General features: G+C 39.7%; 14 protein-coding genes. 2 read left to right on the top strand and 12 right to left on the bottom strand.

Annotated elements, in window-relative coordinates:
- Positions 1-180: 180 nt before the first annotated feature.
- The gene (carA, locus tag QVD32_RS06000) at positions 181-1,251 is read left to right on the top strand and encodes a glutamine-hydrolyzing carbamoyl-phosphate synthase small subunit (RefSeq protein ID WP_021892575.1); all 1,071 of its coding nucleotides are present in this window, start codon (positions 181-183) and stop codon (positions 1,249-1,251) included.
- Between the two features lie 19 nt (positions 1,252-1,270).
- Positions 1,271-4,522, top strand: a complete 3,252-nt coding sequence (carB, locus tag QVD32_RS05995; RefSeq protein WP_021892574.1) for a carbamoyl-phosphate synthase (glutamine-hydrolyzing) large subunit — start codon at positions 1,271-1,273, stop codon at positions 4,520-4,522.
- A gap of 56 nt (positions 4,523-4,578) precedes the next feature.
- On the opposite strand, the gene QVD32_RS05990 is transcribed toward carB, so the two are convergent.
- The 12 genes from QVD32_RS05990 to QVD32_RS05935 all read right to left on the bottom strand — a co-directional run bounded on the left by QVD32_RS05990 (position 4,579) and on the right by QVD32_RS05935 (position 15,833).
- Positions 4,579-4,941, bottom strand: coding sequence for a YbaN family protein (locus QVD32_RS05990; RefSeq protein WP_118687179.1), 363 nt, complete (start codon positions 4,939-4,941; stop codon positions 4,579-4,581).
- A gap of 103 nt (positions 4,942-5,044) precedes the next feature.
- Positions 5,045-6,682 carry a chaperonin GroEL gene (gene groL / locus QVD32_RS05985; protein ID WP_008862073.1) on the bottom strand — a complete coding sequence of 546 codons (1,638 nt, stop codon included), beginning with the start codon at positions 6,680-6,682 and terminating at the stop codon, positions 5,045-5,047.
- A 35-nt stretch (positions 6,683-6,717) separates the two neighbouring features.
- On the bottom strand, positions 6,718-6,987 hold the full coding sequence (locus tag QVD32_RS05980) for a co-chaperone GroES (RefSeq protein ID WP_008862074.1): 270 nt from the start codon (positions 6,985-6,987) through the stop codon (positions 6,718-6,720).
- Between the two features lie 209 nt (positions 6,988-7,196).
- On the bottom strand, positions 7,197-8,306 hold the full coding sequence (locus QVD32_RS05975; protein ID WP_021892573.1) for a universal stress protein: 1,110 nt from the start codon (positions 8,304-8,306) through the stop codon (positions 7,197-7,199).
- Between the two features lie 16 nt (positions 8,307-8,322).
- Positions 8,323-8,580 (bottom strand): hypothetical protein, encoded by a 258-nt coding sequence (locus tag QVD32_RS05970; RefSeq protein WP_008862076.1) that lies wholly within the window; start codon positions 8,578-8,580, stop codon positions 8,323-8,325.
- Between the two features lie 115 nt (positions 8,581-8,695).
- Positions 8,696-9,328, bottom strand: coding sequence for a phosphatase PAP2 family protein (locus QVD32_RS05965; protein ID WP_229033621.1), 633 nt, complete (start codon positions 9,326-9,328; stop codon positions 8,696-8,698).
- Positions 9,329-9,392: 64 nt separating this feature from the next.
- Positions 9,393-10,142 carry a tetratricopeptide repeat protein gene (locus QVD32_RS05960; protein ID WP_008862078.1) on the bottom strand — a complete coding sequence of 250 codons (750 nt, stop codon included), beginning with the start codon at positions 10,140-10,142 and terminating at the stop codon, positions 9,393-9,395.
- Between the two features lie 11 nt (positions 10,143-10,153).
- Positions 10,154-11,953, bottom strand: coding sequence for a BatD family protein (locus tag QVD32_RS05955; RefSeq protein ID WP_021892571.1), 1,800 nt, complete (start codon positions 11,951-11,953; stop codon positions 10,154-10,156).
- A gap of 29 nt (positions 11,954-11,982) precedes the next feature.
- A complete protein-coding gene (locus tag QVD32_RS05950) occupies positions 11,983-12,774 on the bottom strand; it encodes a tetratricopeptide repeat protein (RefSeq protein WP_021892570.1) in 792 nt (263 codons plus the stop codon).
- Positions 12,775-12,786: 12 nt separating this feature from the next.
- Positions 12,787-13,809 carry a vWA domain-containing protein gene (locus QVD32_RS05945; RefSeq protein WP_021892569.1) on the bottom strand — a complete coding sequence of 341 codons (1,023 nt, stop codon included), beginning with the start codon at positions 13,807-13,809 and terminating at the stop codon, positions 12,787-12,789.
- A 13-nt stretch (positions 13,810-13,822) separates the two neighbouring features.
- Entirely contained in the window at positions 13,823-14,806 is a 984-nt protein-coding gene (locus tag QVD32_RS05940; protein ID WP_021892568.1) for a vWA domain-containing protein, read from the bottom strand.
- 49 nt (positions 14,807-14,855) lie between these two features.
- A complete protein-coding gene (locus tag QVD32_RS05935; protein ID WP_021892567.1) occupies positions 14,856-15,833 on the bottom strand; it encodes a hypothetical protein in 978 nt (325 codons plus the stop codon).
- Positions 15,834-15,841: the final 8 nt, after the last annotated feature.

Here is a 15,841-nt window from a genome sequence, read left to right as displayed (position 1 = left end):
AATATAAACAACTATCTGTATATTATTGCAGAATAATAGCATAACAAAAATTTATTTTTACAATATGTTTATAAAACCGGAAGAATAGGGATTTTTTCATTACCTTTGCATGGTTTTCACGATAGAAATCCACAATATTTATTCGAGCTAATTACTAATACAAAATATAATTCTATCGTAATGCAAACAAAAAGAAAGGCTTCTCTAATCCTTGATGATGGAACCGTATTCGAGGGGAAATCATTTGGCTACGAAAAACCTGTTGCTGGCGAGGTTGTCTTTAATACGGCTATGATGGGTTATCCCGAAAGTTTGACAGACCCCTCCTACTCCGGTCAAATTTTAGTTACTACTTATCCGCTCATCGGGAATTATGGCGTACCTCGTCGTGAAGAGGAAAATGGATTATCTCGATTTTATGAATCGGAAAAAATCCATGTCGAAGCGTTGGTCGTATCGGATTACTCGTTTGAATACAGTCATTGGAATGCTGATAAAAGCCTTGCCGATTGGTTGAAAGAAGAAAAAATCGTAGGAATTTACGATATCGATACTCGAGAGTTAACCAAACTATTGCGAGAGCATGGTTCCATGAAAGGGAAAATTGTTTTCGAAGATGGTGAAGATATTGATTTCGTCGATCCTAATTTAACTAACTTGGTCGCCAAAGTCAGTTGTAAAGAAGTAATTCGATATGGTAACGGTAATAAAAAAGTAGTATTGGTAGATTGCGGTGTAAAACACAATATTATTCGCTGCCTGCTCAAAAGAGATGTTACAGTCATTCGAGTGCCGTGGGACTATGATTTCAATACGATTGAATATGATGGGCTGTTTATCTCTAATGGCCCGGGGGATCCTGATATGTGCGATGTTACGGTAGAACATATTCGTAAAGCCATGAATGGGACAAAACCAATATTTGGAATATGCATGGGGAATCAGCTTTTATCGAAAGCCGGAGGTGCTCGCACCTATAAACTTAAATACGGTCATCGAAGTCACAATCAACCCGTGCGGCAAGTCGGGACGAACAGGTGTTTTATCACCTCTCAGAATCATGGCTTTGCAGTCGATAATTCGACTCTTGGATCCGATTGGGAACCGTTGTTTATCAATATGAACGATGGCACGAATGAAGGAATACGGCACAAATCGAAGCCTTATTTCTCAGCACAATTCCACCCGGAAGCGGCTAGCGGGCCAACCGACACGGAGTTTTTATTTGATGAGTTTGTAAATATGTTGTAATCCGGAAATAAAAAGCCTTATGAATCAAACTGAAATAAAGAAAATCAAAAAAGTATTATTGTTGGGCTCCGGAGCCTTGAAAATAGGTGAAGCGGGTGAATTTGACTATTCTGGGTCACAGGCATTGAAAGCGCTCAAAGAAGAGGGTATCACGACTATTCTTATTAATCCCAATATTGCGACGGTACAAACTTCGGAAGGAGTGGCAGATAAAATTTATTTTCTGCCAGTTACCCCCTATTTTGTAGAACGTGTCATTCAAAAAGAAAAACCCGAAGGGATACTTCTGGCTTTCGGGGGACAAACAGCTCTCAACTGCGGTGTTCAACTCTATCAATCTGGAATATTAGAAAAGTATAACGTACAAGTTTTGGGAACTCCGGTTCAAGCGATTATGGATACCGAAGACCGAGAACTTTTCGTTAAAAAGTTAGATGAGATTGATGTTAAAACCATTAAAAGCGAGGCTGTCAATTCGATAGAAGATGCAGCGAAGGCAGCTTCCGAGCTGGGTTATCCTATTATTATCAGAGCGGCCTATGCATTAGGAGGATTGGGCAGTGGTTTCTGCGATAACGAGGAAGAATTGCGTGTAAAAGCAGAAAAAGCGCTTTCCTTTTCCCCACAAATACTGGTGGAGAAATCGCTGAAAGGGTGGAAAGAAATAGAATATGAAGTCGTTCGAGATCGTTACGACAACTGTATTACAGTATGTAATATGGAAAATTTCGACCCGTTGGGGATTCATACGGGCGAAAGTATCGTTGTAGCGCCTTCTCAGACATTAACCAATAGCGAATATCATAAATTGCGCGAATTAGCCATACGGATTATACGCCATATCGGTATTGTCGGAGAATGTAACGTACAATATGCGTTCGATCCTAAATCGGAAGACTATCGGGTCATCGAAGTGAATGCGCGGCTAAGTCGTTCGTCTGCTTTGGCTTCTAAGGCTACCGGATATCCTTTGGCTTTCGTTGCAGCAAAATTGGGATTGGGATACGGGTTGTTCGATTTGAAAAACTCGGTCACCAAAGAGACCAGTGCTTTCTTTGAACCAGCTCTTGATTATATCGTATGTAAAATTCCTCGTTGGGATTTGGGAAAATTTCAAGGTGTAGACAGGGAGCTCGGATCAAGTATGAAATCGGTCGGAGAAGTGATGGCTATCGGCAGAACATTCGAGGAAGCCATTCAAAAAGGACTCCGTATGATTGGACAAGGAATGCACGGATTCGTTGAAAATAAAGATTTGGTTATTCCTGATATCGACAAGGCATTGCATGAACCGACGGATAAGCGGATATTCGTGATCAGCAAAGCCATGCGTGCAGGGTATACCGTCGATCAAATACATGAATTAACGAAAATAGATCGCTGGTTCCTGCAAAAATTAATGAACATTGTTCGTACAGCTCAAGAGCTGGAAACTCTCGACGAATCGATCGCACAATTCAAAAGCGATAAAAAGGCCGGGGCGGAATTGATACGTCGGGCGAAGATACAAGGGTTCTCCGATTTCCAAATAGCACGAGCCATTTGGAAAGATAAAATGGAAGATTGCCATATGCAATGGGTGCGTAAATATCGTAAATCATTGGGGATTGTTCCTGTTGTAAAACAAATCGACACGTTGGCAGCCGAGTATCCGGCTCAAACCAATTACCTTTATTTGACTTATAGCGGTATTGCCAATGATGTGAAATATCTCGGAGACAAAAAATCTATTGTCGTATTGGGGTCAGGCGCTTACCGTATAGGTTCCTCGGTGGAATTCGATTGGTGTGGAGTCCAAGCGTTGAACACAATACGTAAAGAGGGCTATCGGAGTGTAATGATAAACTACAATCCCGAGACTGTTTCGACAGATTACGATATGTGTGACCGACTCTATTTCGATGAATTGACCTTTGAACGGGTAATGGATATTCTCGAATTGGAAAATCCTCATGGGGTTATTCTTTCGACCGGAGGTCAAATACCGAACAATTTGGCTACCCGTCTTGACGAACAGCATGTTAATATATTGGGAACGACAGCCAAGAGTATTGATAATGCAGAAGACCGTCACAAGTTCTCTTCTATGCTCGACTCGTTAGGTATAGACCAGCCCCGTTGGCGAGAACTGACGTCGTTGTCAGATATTTACGATTTCGTGAAAGAAGTCGGTTATCCGGTATTGGTTCGACCCTCTTACGTGCTTTCCGGTGCGGCAATGAATGTTTGTTCGAACAATACGGAGTTGGAGCAGTTCCTACAACTGGCAGCTAATGTTTCTAAAAAACACCCTGTCGTTGTGAGTGAATTTATTCAGAATGCCAAAGAAATAGAAATGGACGCTGTTGCCCGTAATGGTGAAGTCCTGATTTATGCCATATCCGAGCATATTGAGTTTGCCGGTGTTCACTCTGGTGATGCGACCATACAATTTCCACCTCAAAAATTGTATGTCGAGACTATGCGGCGTATCAAGAAGGTTGCCGGACAGATTGCTCAGGCGCTTAACATATCGGGGCCTTTCAATATTCAATTTTTAGCCAAGAACAACGATATCAAGGTCATCGAGTGTAACCTGAGAGCTTCTCGGAGTTTCCCTTTTGTATCGAAAGTATTGAAAATTAATTTTATCGAGTTAGCTACCAAAGTAATGATGGGGCTTCCAGTGGAAAAACCGAATAAAAACGAATTTGATTTGGACTATGTCGGGATTAAAGCATCTCAATTCTCGTTCTCCCGGTTACAGAAGGCCGACCCTGTATTGGGTGTGGATATGGCTTCGACCGGCGAGGTCGGTTGTATAGGGCTCGATACGAGTGAAGCTGTATTAAAGGCTATGCTTTCGGTCGGATATCAAATACCCCAAAAGAATATTTTACTCTCAACGGGAACAACAAAGCAGAAAGCCGATATGCTTGAAGCAGCGCAATTATTGTATCAAAAGGGATATAATTTATTTGCAACAGGAGGGACTCACCAATTCCTTACCGATAACGGTATTCCTGCGGTGAAAGTATACTGGCCGAGTGAAAGTGACCGTGAGCCTCAGGCATTAGAAATGTTGCACAATAAACAAATCGATTTGGTAGTCAATATTCCCAAGAATCTAACTCAAAAAGAGTTGGATAACGGATATAAGATACGCCGAGCCGCCATTGACTTTAATATCCCGCTTATTACAAATGCCCGATTGGCATCGGCATTTATTCAGGCATTTTGCAGTTTGAGTATCGATGATATACAAATCAAAAGTTGGGACGAATATAAATAGCAATAAAAGAGTGATGATCGATAAAAAGAGGGTGTCCGTAAAGGATACCCTCTTTTTTATTTACTCAATGTTTTATAAGAAAGAATATGCCAAGTTATACCTATCGCTAAAACTATAAAAAGAGATGCTAACCATATATTTCCAGACATGAAAAATGAACAATACAGCAAAGTCAGCCAAACTAATGAAACGGAGATAACCTTTACTCGTAGAGGGATAGCTTTGTTTTCCATGAAATTTCGAATGTATGGCCCTAACCGTTTATGATTCAATAGCCACTTATATAGTCTCGGGGAACCACGGAACCATAAAATACTAGATAACAAAAGAAATGGTGTTGTAGGTAATAAAGGTAGAAAAATCCCCATAACTCCTAAACACAGAGAGATACTTCCTAAAACGATATATATGACTTTCACATCACAAAAATACAATAAATATCGAATATGCTTTATAAATAATAAGAAAGGGAGTATCTTTTCAGATACTCCCTTTCTTATTATTTGTCAGGAAATCGAGGAATTACATCATTCCACCCATGCCGCCCATTCCGGGAGCCGGCATAGCGGGTGCAGGATTTTCCTCTTTCTTATCGGCAATCACACATTCTGTTGTCAAGAACATGCCTGCGATAGAGGCTGCATTTTCCAGAGCTACACGAGTTACCTTAGCTGGGTCAATAACGCCTGCTGCAAAGAAATTTTCATAGGTATCTGTACGGGCGTTGTATCCAAAGTCTCCTTCTCCGTCTTTAACCTTTTGAACGACAACAGCACCTTCCACTCCGGCGTTAGCGGTAATTTGGCGAAGAGGTTCTTCTATGGCTCTTTTTACAATTTCAATACCTGTCGTTTCATCTTCATTTGCTCCCTTTAAACCATCTAATGCGGGGATACAACGAATGTATGCAACACCTCCACCCGGAACGATGCCTTCGGCAATAGCTGCTCTTGTAGCGCTTAACGCATCGTCTACACGGTCTTTTTTCTCTTTCATTTCGACTTCGGAAGCGGCTCCAATATAGAGAACTGCGACTCCACCAGCTAATTTGGCTAAACGTTCTTGCAGTTTCTCACGATCATAATCGGAGGTTGTCGTTTCTATTTGGGCTTTGATTTGGGCAACGCGTGCAGCGATGGAATCTTTGCTTCCCATACCGTTGACAATCGTGGTATTCTCTTTGTTTACCGTAATCTTTTCAGCACGACCTAACATTTCGATTGTCGTCGATTCCAATTTCAATCCTTTTTCTTCAGAAATAACTACACCACCTGTCAAAACAGCTATGTCTTCGAGCATTTCTTTACGACGATCCCCGAATCCGGGAGCTTTTACAGCACAGATTTTGAGAGACCCGCGCAAACGGTTTACAACCAAAGTTGCCAAAGCCTCACTATCGACATCTTCTGCTATAATCAGTAAAGGACGACCTGTTTGTGCCGTAGCTTCAAGAACGGGAAGCATATCCTTCAAGGCAGAAATCTTTTTGTCGTAGATCAAAATATACGGAGTATCCATTTCGCACTCCATTTTCTCGGTATTCGTAACGAAGTAAGGAGAAATATATCCCCGGTCGAACTGCATACCTTCTACAATATCGACAGTCGTATCGGTACCTTTGGCCTCTTCTACCGTGATAACACCTTCTTTCTTTACTTTTTTCATAGCCTCGGCAATGAGTTGGCCAATCTCGCTATCGTTGTTGGCCGAGATACGAGCGACCGATTCGATTTTCTCAAAATCGTCGCCTACTTCCTGAGCCTGAGCCTTGATGCCTTCTACCACTTTGGCTACGGCTTTGTCGATGCCTCGTTTCAAATCCATGGGGTTGGCTCCGGCAGCTACGTTTTTAAGGCCTACGTTTACGATGGCTTGTGCCAATACTGTTGCTGTCGTTGTTCCGTCACCGGCATCATCGCCTGTTTTAGAAGCAACTTCTTTTACCAATTGAGCACCCATGTTTTGAAATGGGTCTTCCAATTCTATTTCTTTGGCAACTGTCACACCATCTTTTGTAATATGAGGTGCACCAAACTTTTTCTCAATAATTACATTACGACCCTTAGGACCGAGAGTGACTTTAACGGCATCTGCCAATTCATCGACTCCTTTTTTCAATTCTTCACGAGCTTGAATATTGAATTTAATTTCTTTTGCCATAGTTTTTTACCTAATAAAGTTAAACATTAAACACATTAAAGAATAGCTAAAATATCGGATTGTTTCATGATCAGATATTTCTCACCATCTAACTCGATTTCGGTACCTGCATATTTGCCATATAAAACAGTATCGTCGGGTTTTACCACCATTTCTTCGTCCTTCGTACCATTACCAATGGCGATCACTTTACCTTTGAGGGGTTTTTCCTTTGCCGAATCGGGGATAATAATACCACCGATTGTTTTTTCTTCTGCGGGAGCTGGAAGTACCAATACTCTGTCTGCTAATGGTTTAATCTTCATCGTTTTTTATTTTAGTTAATGTTTCGTTTTATATATAATGTTCTCGCTTTCGTGAGAACATTATATATATATCCAAATCTATGCCAAAAGATTTATTTGCTTAAAATCTGACAAAACGTCACCTGAGAATTGTGGCGTCGAAATAATTACTGACAAAGATTCCTCCTCTTTTCACTTAGAAAGAACAGGTGTCATTGTCGAAAATTTATTCAAGAAGGAATGGCTATTAATGGAGTGTCGGTGTGAAATAACATTTTGTGAGCGATACTCGGATTGAAAAGACGTGCAAATATATTTCGTTTACGATTGGGAACAACCATAACATCTATGGCCGATTCATGAAAAAGTTTTTCTACGTTATCTAAAAAATTTTCCTCACCGATAATCTTATAATCTATTTCTCTTCCCGGATAATGAGATTGACAGTAGTCTCGAATACCTGCTAATTTAATTTCTGTCCATGCATCGCTTTTTTCCGTTAAGTGTAAAAACATTATACCAAACGAATAGTTTTCGAATAAACGCATGAACGTGTCCAGAGAGATTAAATCCTGTTGATCGAAATTAGTAAAAAAAGCAATGTTTTTTATTTCGTTCATACAAGTATGAGTAAATCCTTCTGGGACAGCGAACACCGGGAAATTACCGGAATCTACTACTTCTGCCGTGACACTCCCTATTAGATCGATCTCTTTACGAGTTTTTCCCCTTGAACCCATGACTATGAGCGATGGATTCAATTCCTTAGCCATTAAGATTATCGTATCTTCAGGGACACCTTCACACACCCTATAAATGAATGGTGCAGAAGGAAAATCTCCATCTGTCATCAATCGCTGCAATTTTTCGCAAAAGTTTGCCATCTCCCGATTGGCCTTTGCGAATAATAGTTTATGTTCTTCACTCTCTTTTAACTCATAGGAGATTGTCTCTGTCAAGGAGAGTGACCCTGTGGAAAAAGGAGATAAAAAAGTATGTAGTAATACGACTTCTGCTTGATGGGTAGCTGCAAAATCAAAACCTAATCGACATGCTTGTAAAGAATAATCAGAAAAATCAATCGGTATAAGAATCCTATTTTTCTGTGGTTTGTCAGAAACTTCTGATTTCCCAAACACCGGATCGGTTTCTAAAATCTCGAGGGCGTGAGGCAAATCTTTCTCATGAATTCGCACTCGCACCCCCGGAGATATAACTGGTTTTAATAAATTGACATTCTGAATTACGACAGCTATTCCTTGACTTTCCAAAACGCCCTTTAAAATAAGAGCCTTTGGATAAGTATGAATCGCCAACGTTATCAACCTGTCTTTTTTCATTGTCAATTTATCCCTTTTATTTTTTATTTTCTTCTTCAAGAATACGAATTGCCATATCGTATATTTGCGTATTATCAAGGACTACGATTCCCCCGTCGGGCCCCGGTTCTATGTGAAGGCCGCAATTTTTCCCAAATGAATAATTACTGCCTCCGAAATAGTTACGTACGGTCTGTGTGGTAACATTCAACTCATCTGCTATTCTATGCATTGAACCATCTGGCAAACTGTCTTTGATGCGACGAAGTTCGTTAAATGTGATTGTCTTAGTCATAAGGGTAATGTTTTTATGGTTAATTATTTGGTTAATTGTACTCTATTGAATACGCAATAAATTTATGCTCTATTTTCTTTATATCCAAATTTTGTGAGTAAAATTTTATGAAGCATCAAGAATATGTTGCAATCAAGGCATAAACAGCTATGCAGAGTACACTTAAATAGATTACTCCCGTCGTTATTCGTATATCGGGATCTTTTATGTATGGCGATTCCCTATTGTTCAAGAATTTTTTATTTAACAAAAAACTTCGGAATCCATTTAATACAATACAAATTATGACAGCAATAATTGTTCCCGAAATTATCCCCGCTAAGATATCACCCGGATAATGAACGCCTAAATATATGCGTGAATAGCAATTTACGATAGCCCAAATGAGCGATGTGACTGCAAAAAATTTATTCCGAAAAATCATGGATAACAGGACCACTGCTCCGAAACTATTCGCAGCATGGCTGGATATGAATCCATAACGTCCGCCTCTATAACCATTTACTATTTGCACAAATTCGGATAATTCAGGATCACGGGCTGGTCTCAATCTGGCAAAGTAAGGTTTACACAAAGTAGAGGCGAACTGGTCGCAGCATGTAATGGTTATTGCGAGAGCTACACAGACCAATAGAGCTTCTTTCCAATTTTTTCTGAATAGGACAAATAGAAGAGATAATATCAAAGGTATCCATGTGTATTTTCCTGTATATACCCACATGAATTTATCTCCAAACGGGGTATGCATACTATTTAAAAATAGTAATAATTCTTTATCCCATTCTATTAATTGTTGGAGTATCGACATAGAATTAGATAATTTCTATTGACGAAGAGGGTAACCACCCGCGATTTCCGTCACTTATCTTGACCTCGGACCAGTCTCCCAATTTACTTAATATAGAGACCTTAGTCCCCTCATGTAAAATAAAGAGGTCTGTTCCACTTTCTGCCGGAGAACTTTTTACCGGAACAGTCGCAGCAAATACGATGGCTTCACTACGGGCTTTTAACTTACTATTCAGTCCCCATGCAAACCAATTGGCAAGAACAGCAATCAAGAAAAGTATAATTCCTCCAAAAAAACCGAATTTCTTTGCTTTGACAGACTTGGAGAACAGATATAAATATAGACCTCCGATAAACAATAGAAATGAAACTATTCCTATGACTGCCCATGTATTCGATGACAAAAAATTGCGTAATGAATCTATCCATACGGAAAGAAAGAACTTACCTACCGGGTCGATTTTATCAACGATGTGGGTATTGGCCATCTCTAAATTAAAACGGGCATCTTCATTACCGGGATTCAGTAATAGAGCTCGTTCGTAATTTAGTATTGCTTTCGCAAACTCATTGTGTTTATAGTAAGCATTGCCTAAATTATAATATAAATCGGACGATACGCCTTGTTCTCTTAATGTCTGCTCATATAATTCTATTGCCTTAATGTAATCTTCCTGCCCATAAGCTTCATTGGCTTGTGTCAAAGTTGTCTGGCTATATATAGGCGATATTCCTATAACTACAAAAAGTAAATAAATATATATCTTTTTCATTTTTCCCTATTTTACTTTTTTACTGTATTTTCCATTCTGCTTATAGCATCGAGAGTTTGTGAATATAACTCCTCCATAGTTTCATTTGATTGTGCCGGTGCATATTGAGCGAACTCACATCGACTCAGGATATCATTGAACGTAGATATTAGATCTTCTCCTGCCCCATATTTTTCCAGCTCAGTTGCAACATTGTCCTTAGTAAGTTCAGAAAGCGGCAGACTGAGTTTATCGCTCAAATATCCCCATATGGCTTTGAGTACTTCGTCGTAAAAATGTTCTTTGTCATGATTTTTCAGATATTTCCCTGCAACTTTCAATCGCTTCAATGCGACCTTATTGGCCTTTTTGTTTTTCATCAGAGCGACATTGGCATTCGCTTTTGCTTGTTTGCGATTTATAAGTACAAAAATACAAAAAGCTAATGTCGGTAAAATATACCAGAACCAATATTTCCAATTATCTACATATATCGAAGGAGTCTGCACCAAGTTCATCTTGTTTAATTTAATGTAGTGAATGTCCCGGTTCAGTAATTTTAAATCTTCTTTGTTGGAAAAATTAGAAACGGTTTTTCCTCCCTCACCAGAAGCACCTTTTTCGACTGTAATCTCGTACTCTTCTGTATGTAAAGTTTTATATTGTTTGGATTTTGTATCGAAATAGGAGAACTCTACTGCCGGTATTTTGAATTTACCCGCAAAACGAGGAATCGTAGTATATTCTACCGTCCGAGTACCGCTAACTCCTCCTGTCGTAGCTTTTACCGAAACATCTACTTTGGGGTCGTAAGTATCGAAATCGTTGGGTAATTTCAAATCGGGATTTTTCATATATTTCAAATTTCCCGAACCCTTGAATATCAATTTTAAAGTTATTGCTTCATTTGCTTTCACATGTGTAGAACTAATCGAGCTACTCAATGTAAAATTACCTACTCCTCCCATAAATGAGACCGGTTTACCCGCCGGTAGAGGCATTACTTCGACAGAAGCAGCATTCGAACTAACAGATCGACTTACCCCTTGTGGGACTCTCATCGGGCCGAACGGTCCATTAACGAGTTGGTATGTTTCTACTTGAAATTCGAATTTTCCCGGATTTATAGTTATTTTCCCGGTACGTTGAGGGAACAAAAGGCATTGTTTCAAAATCGCCATTTTATAGTTCACCCCATTGTAATTTTCCAATTCGAACGACGTGTTTTGAGGTAAGTCTATATCCTGTACCACAAATCCTTCGAATGAAGGGAAGCTATAATTCTCTGCTTGTACACCCGATGCCCGAGTGTATAATTTTATCGTTGCCAGCAATGCTTCTTGTTCATATACTTTTGTCTTCGAAAGTACAGTCCGAATAAATAATTCCGTATTTCCAGCTTCTTCTCCCATCGACTGTCTCGAAGCACCGCCTGCCGAGGACGATGTTTTATCGGGAGGAAGTATCGTTAACTTCCATGTATTGGTAGAAAAAGTACGCCCATCGGCCGAGATTGTAGCCGGTGCAAAAGTGTAGCTACCTTCTTTTTCCGCTCTCAAAGTAATTACATGTGTTTCCGTTGTTTGTCTATCGACATTACCGTTTACAACAGATACACTCGTGCCTGAGCTCGTTCCTTGATATAATACTTTACAGCCAGAAAATTCAGGTAACCTCAAATCTTTACCTGATGCATTATACAAAGTATATTCCAATTGGAATTGTTGCCCTTGTATCACTTGTCTGGGTCCATCTACTGCAAACCGCACATTATCGGCCCACAGAGTTGCCATACAGACCAAAGCCCCAAACATTATTAAATATTTTCTCATAACTATTTATATAACTATGTTATATGATTCTACCATTCTTTATCGGTCTTTTTACGTTTTTGTTGCTGCATCAGCGCTTTTTGGACTTTTTCTTGTGTATCTCGTTCGTCCTGTTGAATCGCATCGAGAATTTGTTGTGCATTCTCTTTCGACATTTGAGATTGTTGTGGTTGTTGCTGCTGTGGTTTATTTTGTTCTTGTTGATCTTTATTTTTATCTTGGTTATTTTGATTGTTGTTTTGCTCTTGTTGATCTTGCTTTTGGTCTTTTTGTTGATCTTTGTTCTTATCTTGCTGGTCTTTGTCGTCGTTTTTATCTTGATTTTGTTGCTCTTGTTGTTGTTTCTTTAACAGCAATTGTGCCAGTCTGAGGTTGTAACGCGTCTCGTCGTCCTTCGGATTTCGTCGGAGAGCATTTTTATATTCTTCTATACTTTGAGCATAATTTTTTTCTTGGAACGATATGTTTCCAAGATTATGCCAAGCGTGTGCTGCTCGTAAAGAATCGGACGATGCTTGTACGATTTTTCTATATTCGTTGCGAGAATCATTCCATTTCTGCTGTTTGTAAAGCGCCGCACCTAAATTGTATGTTGCAATTTCCGACGAAGGGTTAGCTTCCAGAGCTTTACGGTATTCGATCTCAGCTTCGGTATATTTTTTATCGTTAAATAATCCGTTTCCTTTTCTAATCGTATTGCGTTCGACTTTTTCATCTATTTTATTTTCACCTTGCGCAACAGCCTGTGCATTCTCTTGTGCGAGCAAACTCATTGTCATGCTCATCAACACAAAATACATTATATATCTGATAGATTTCATATCTCAACATATTTATGAAAAGAAAGTTATCTTTTTTAACCAACTGTTCTTTCTGTCTACAATAAACACATCTACTATTAATAATAACAATGCTATCCACGCCAGCCCCTGAAATTGTTCATCATATTGCGAATAGACCTTACTCTCAATATCGGCCTTTTTCATTTTCTTTACTTCTGAGGTCAAGGCTCTCAATGCACTATTGGTATTATCGGCTCGAACATAAATACCAGTTCCTGCCTTTGCTATTTCTTGGCCGAGAGACTCGTTCAATTTCGAAATAACTACATTACCGTCTCTGTCTTTAATAAAGTTATTTTCACTGTTCCCGGTCGGGATAGGAACACCTTCCAACGACCCGATACCGATTACATCTACTTTGATATTTTTTCCGGCCGCAGCTTTTGCCATTTGAACAGCATCGTCTTCATGATTTTCTGCATCGGTTATGACAATGATTGCTTTATCTACCCCTTCGTTGGGTGTAAATGAATTCATCGCAGTAGAAATAGCCCGACCAATAGCTGTACCTTGTGTCGGAACCATATTGGGATTAATGGTATTCAAAAACATTTTAGCAGACACAAAATCCGATGTAATCGGTAACTGAGTATAAGCATCTCCTGCAAAAACAATAAGACCTATCTTGTCGTTGTCCAATTCATCTACGAGTTTGGACAACATCATCTTTGCTTTTTCCAATCGATTAGGCGCTATATCCTTCGCCATCATCGAATTGGAGACGTCTAGCGCTATCATAATTTCGACTCCTTGTTTCTTTACGGTTTCGAGTTTAGAACCGAACTGGGGGCGCGCCAACATAAATACAATGACAATAAACGCCAATTGTTGAATAATAAATTTAATCCACGGTTTATATTTTGAGACATCGGTCATCAAAGGAGCCAGCACCGACGGATTGCCGTACTTGGCCAAATTACGTCGGGACCGATAACGCCCATAGATAAACAGTCCCCACAATATAGGAACAATGATCAATAAATATAGGTATTCAGGTTGTGCAAATCGAAACATAATCAACTTCTGTTTAAGGAATATTTTTCAATAACGTATGACGAAGAACAATTTCCAAACCTAAGCATAAGAGAGCCATTAATGCCCAAATAGTGTATTCTTCCTCTTTTACGCTGAATTCTTTAACTGTTAGCTTCGTTTTCTCCAATTTATCTATTTCCTCAAAAATACCTTTGAGGACGTTTTTGTTCGTTGCCCTGAAATATTTTCCATCTGCTGTCTCTGCAATTTGCTTCAAGGCCTCTTCGTCCATTTCGACCGGCATATTCTGATATGTAATGCCATACGGTGTCTGAACCGGTGTAGGCGCTAATCCTTTTGTTCCCACCCCTATCGTATAAACGTGGATTCCAAACGACTTCGCTATTTGTGCCGCGGTCGCCGGCGCAATGTCACCGGCATTGTTCGTACCATCGGTCAGCAGTATAATTGTCTTCGATTTGGCTGGTCCGTCTTTTATTCTGTTAATAGCGGTTGCCAAACCATCACCGATTGCTGTTCCATCGTCGACCATACCGCAATGGACATCTTTCATTAAATTAAGAAGGACGGCATGATCTGTTGTCATCGGACACATGGTAAAACTTTCCCCGGCGAAGATCACCAAGCCTATATTGTCGTGTTCTCTCCCGGAAACAAACTGTGCAGCTACATCTTTTGCCGCCTCTACTCTATCCGGTTTGAAATCGCGGGCTAACATACTTCCAGAAATGTCAAGGGCAAGCACTATATCCACTCCTTCGGTAGAGGAATTTTGCCAGCTATCGGTAGATTGGGGACGAGCTAATGCAATAATCAAAAGAACCACTGCCAAAACACGCAAAACAAAATTGAAATGCCGCAGGTAAATTTTGTATGTACGCGGCATTTTATCGAATGGCTGTGTCGTAGAGACTTGTAGTGCAGCCTGCATACGCTTCTGTTTAAGAATATACCATGCTATTACCGGTATAATCAATAACAACAGAAGTAAATATAAAGGATTTGCAAATACCATTTTCAAATTATTTTAAAGGCTGTTATCAACCTTCGTTCAACATCTCTTTTTATTCCGTTTTTTCGGAAGCCTGATTCTCGGATTCAGGAGCCTTTTCTTCCGGTTTAGTCTCTTCAACAAAAGTCTCGGCATAACGCATTACCTGCTCATTGTCGTCCGGCAGAGGTCTCATTTTTGCGAACTTCACGAAATCGGCCATTTCAAGAATATCTCGTAATTGCCGATTGACAGCTTTTGTCTCTTCGTTACGATGCAATGTTTCAATAATTTGAGAAGAAGTCATTTCCATTGCATTGATATGAAATCGTTCGTCGATATACTCTCTAAGAATCTCCGTTAAAGTCGTATAATAGGCCTTCTCCTGACCTTGTTGCCAAAGTTTAGAGTCTTTTAATTCGTGTAAAGCTTGTATTGCCCGGTCATAAGGCGGAACCAACATTTTTTCATCGATAATTTCTTCGCCTTTTTTCCGCCGCCCCCAACGCCAATATGCATATATTCCTGCCGCTATGACGATTAAAGCGACCAATAAATATATTACCCACGACGGAATGTAATCCATCAATACGAAAGGTGGTGCATCTACTCCTTTTATATCGAACTCTGCATGAGTTGTATCAACCGGAACCGGTACTACTTTGAGACTCAACGCCTGAGTCTCGAAAGTATCGTCTTCTATGACATATTTGAACGGAGGTAGGTAATAAAGTCCCGAATCGAACGAGGTGACAAGAACTTCATTATTTATTTGTATCCGATTGTTTTTCAAATCAATCGTATCGGGTTTAGATACCTTCAACACTTCTACGCCTGTAACAAGCGTATCTTGAATAATGGGTAACTTCACAAATTTATCTTTATCCTGAGAAACCTCTAATCGTACCGTAGTTTGATCTCCCATCATAATAGCGGCAGAATCCATTTGGGCTCGCACGACTATATTATTCTGGGCAGATACAGTTGCCATAAATACCGGCAATACAGAACAAAGACCCAACAACTGTAATATTATATACCTTCTTTTCATATATACAT

The organism is Barnesiella sp. (genome assembly GCF_022723415.1).
GTDB classification, from domain to species: Bacteria; Bacteroidota; Bacteroidia; order Bacteroidales; family Barnesiellaceae; genus Barnesiella; species Barnesiella intestinihominis.
This window is presented reverse-complemented; position numbering and strand designations above follow the sequence as displayed.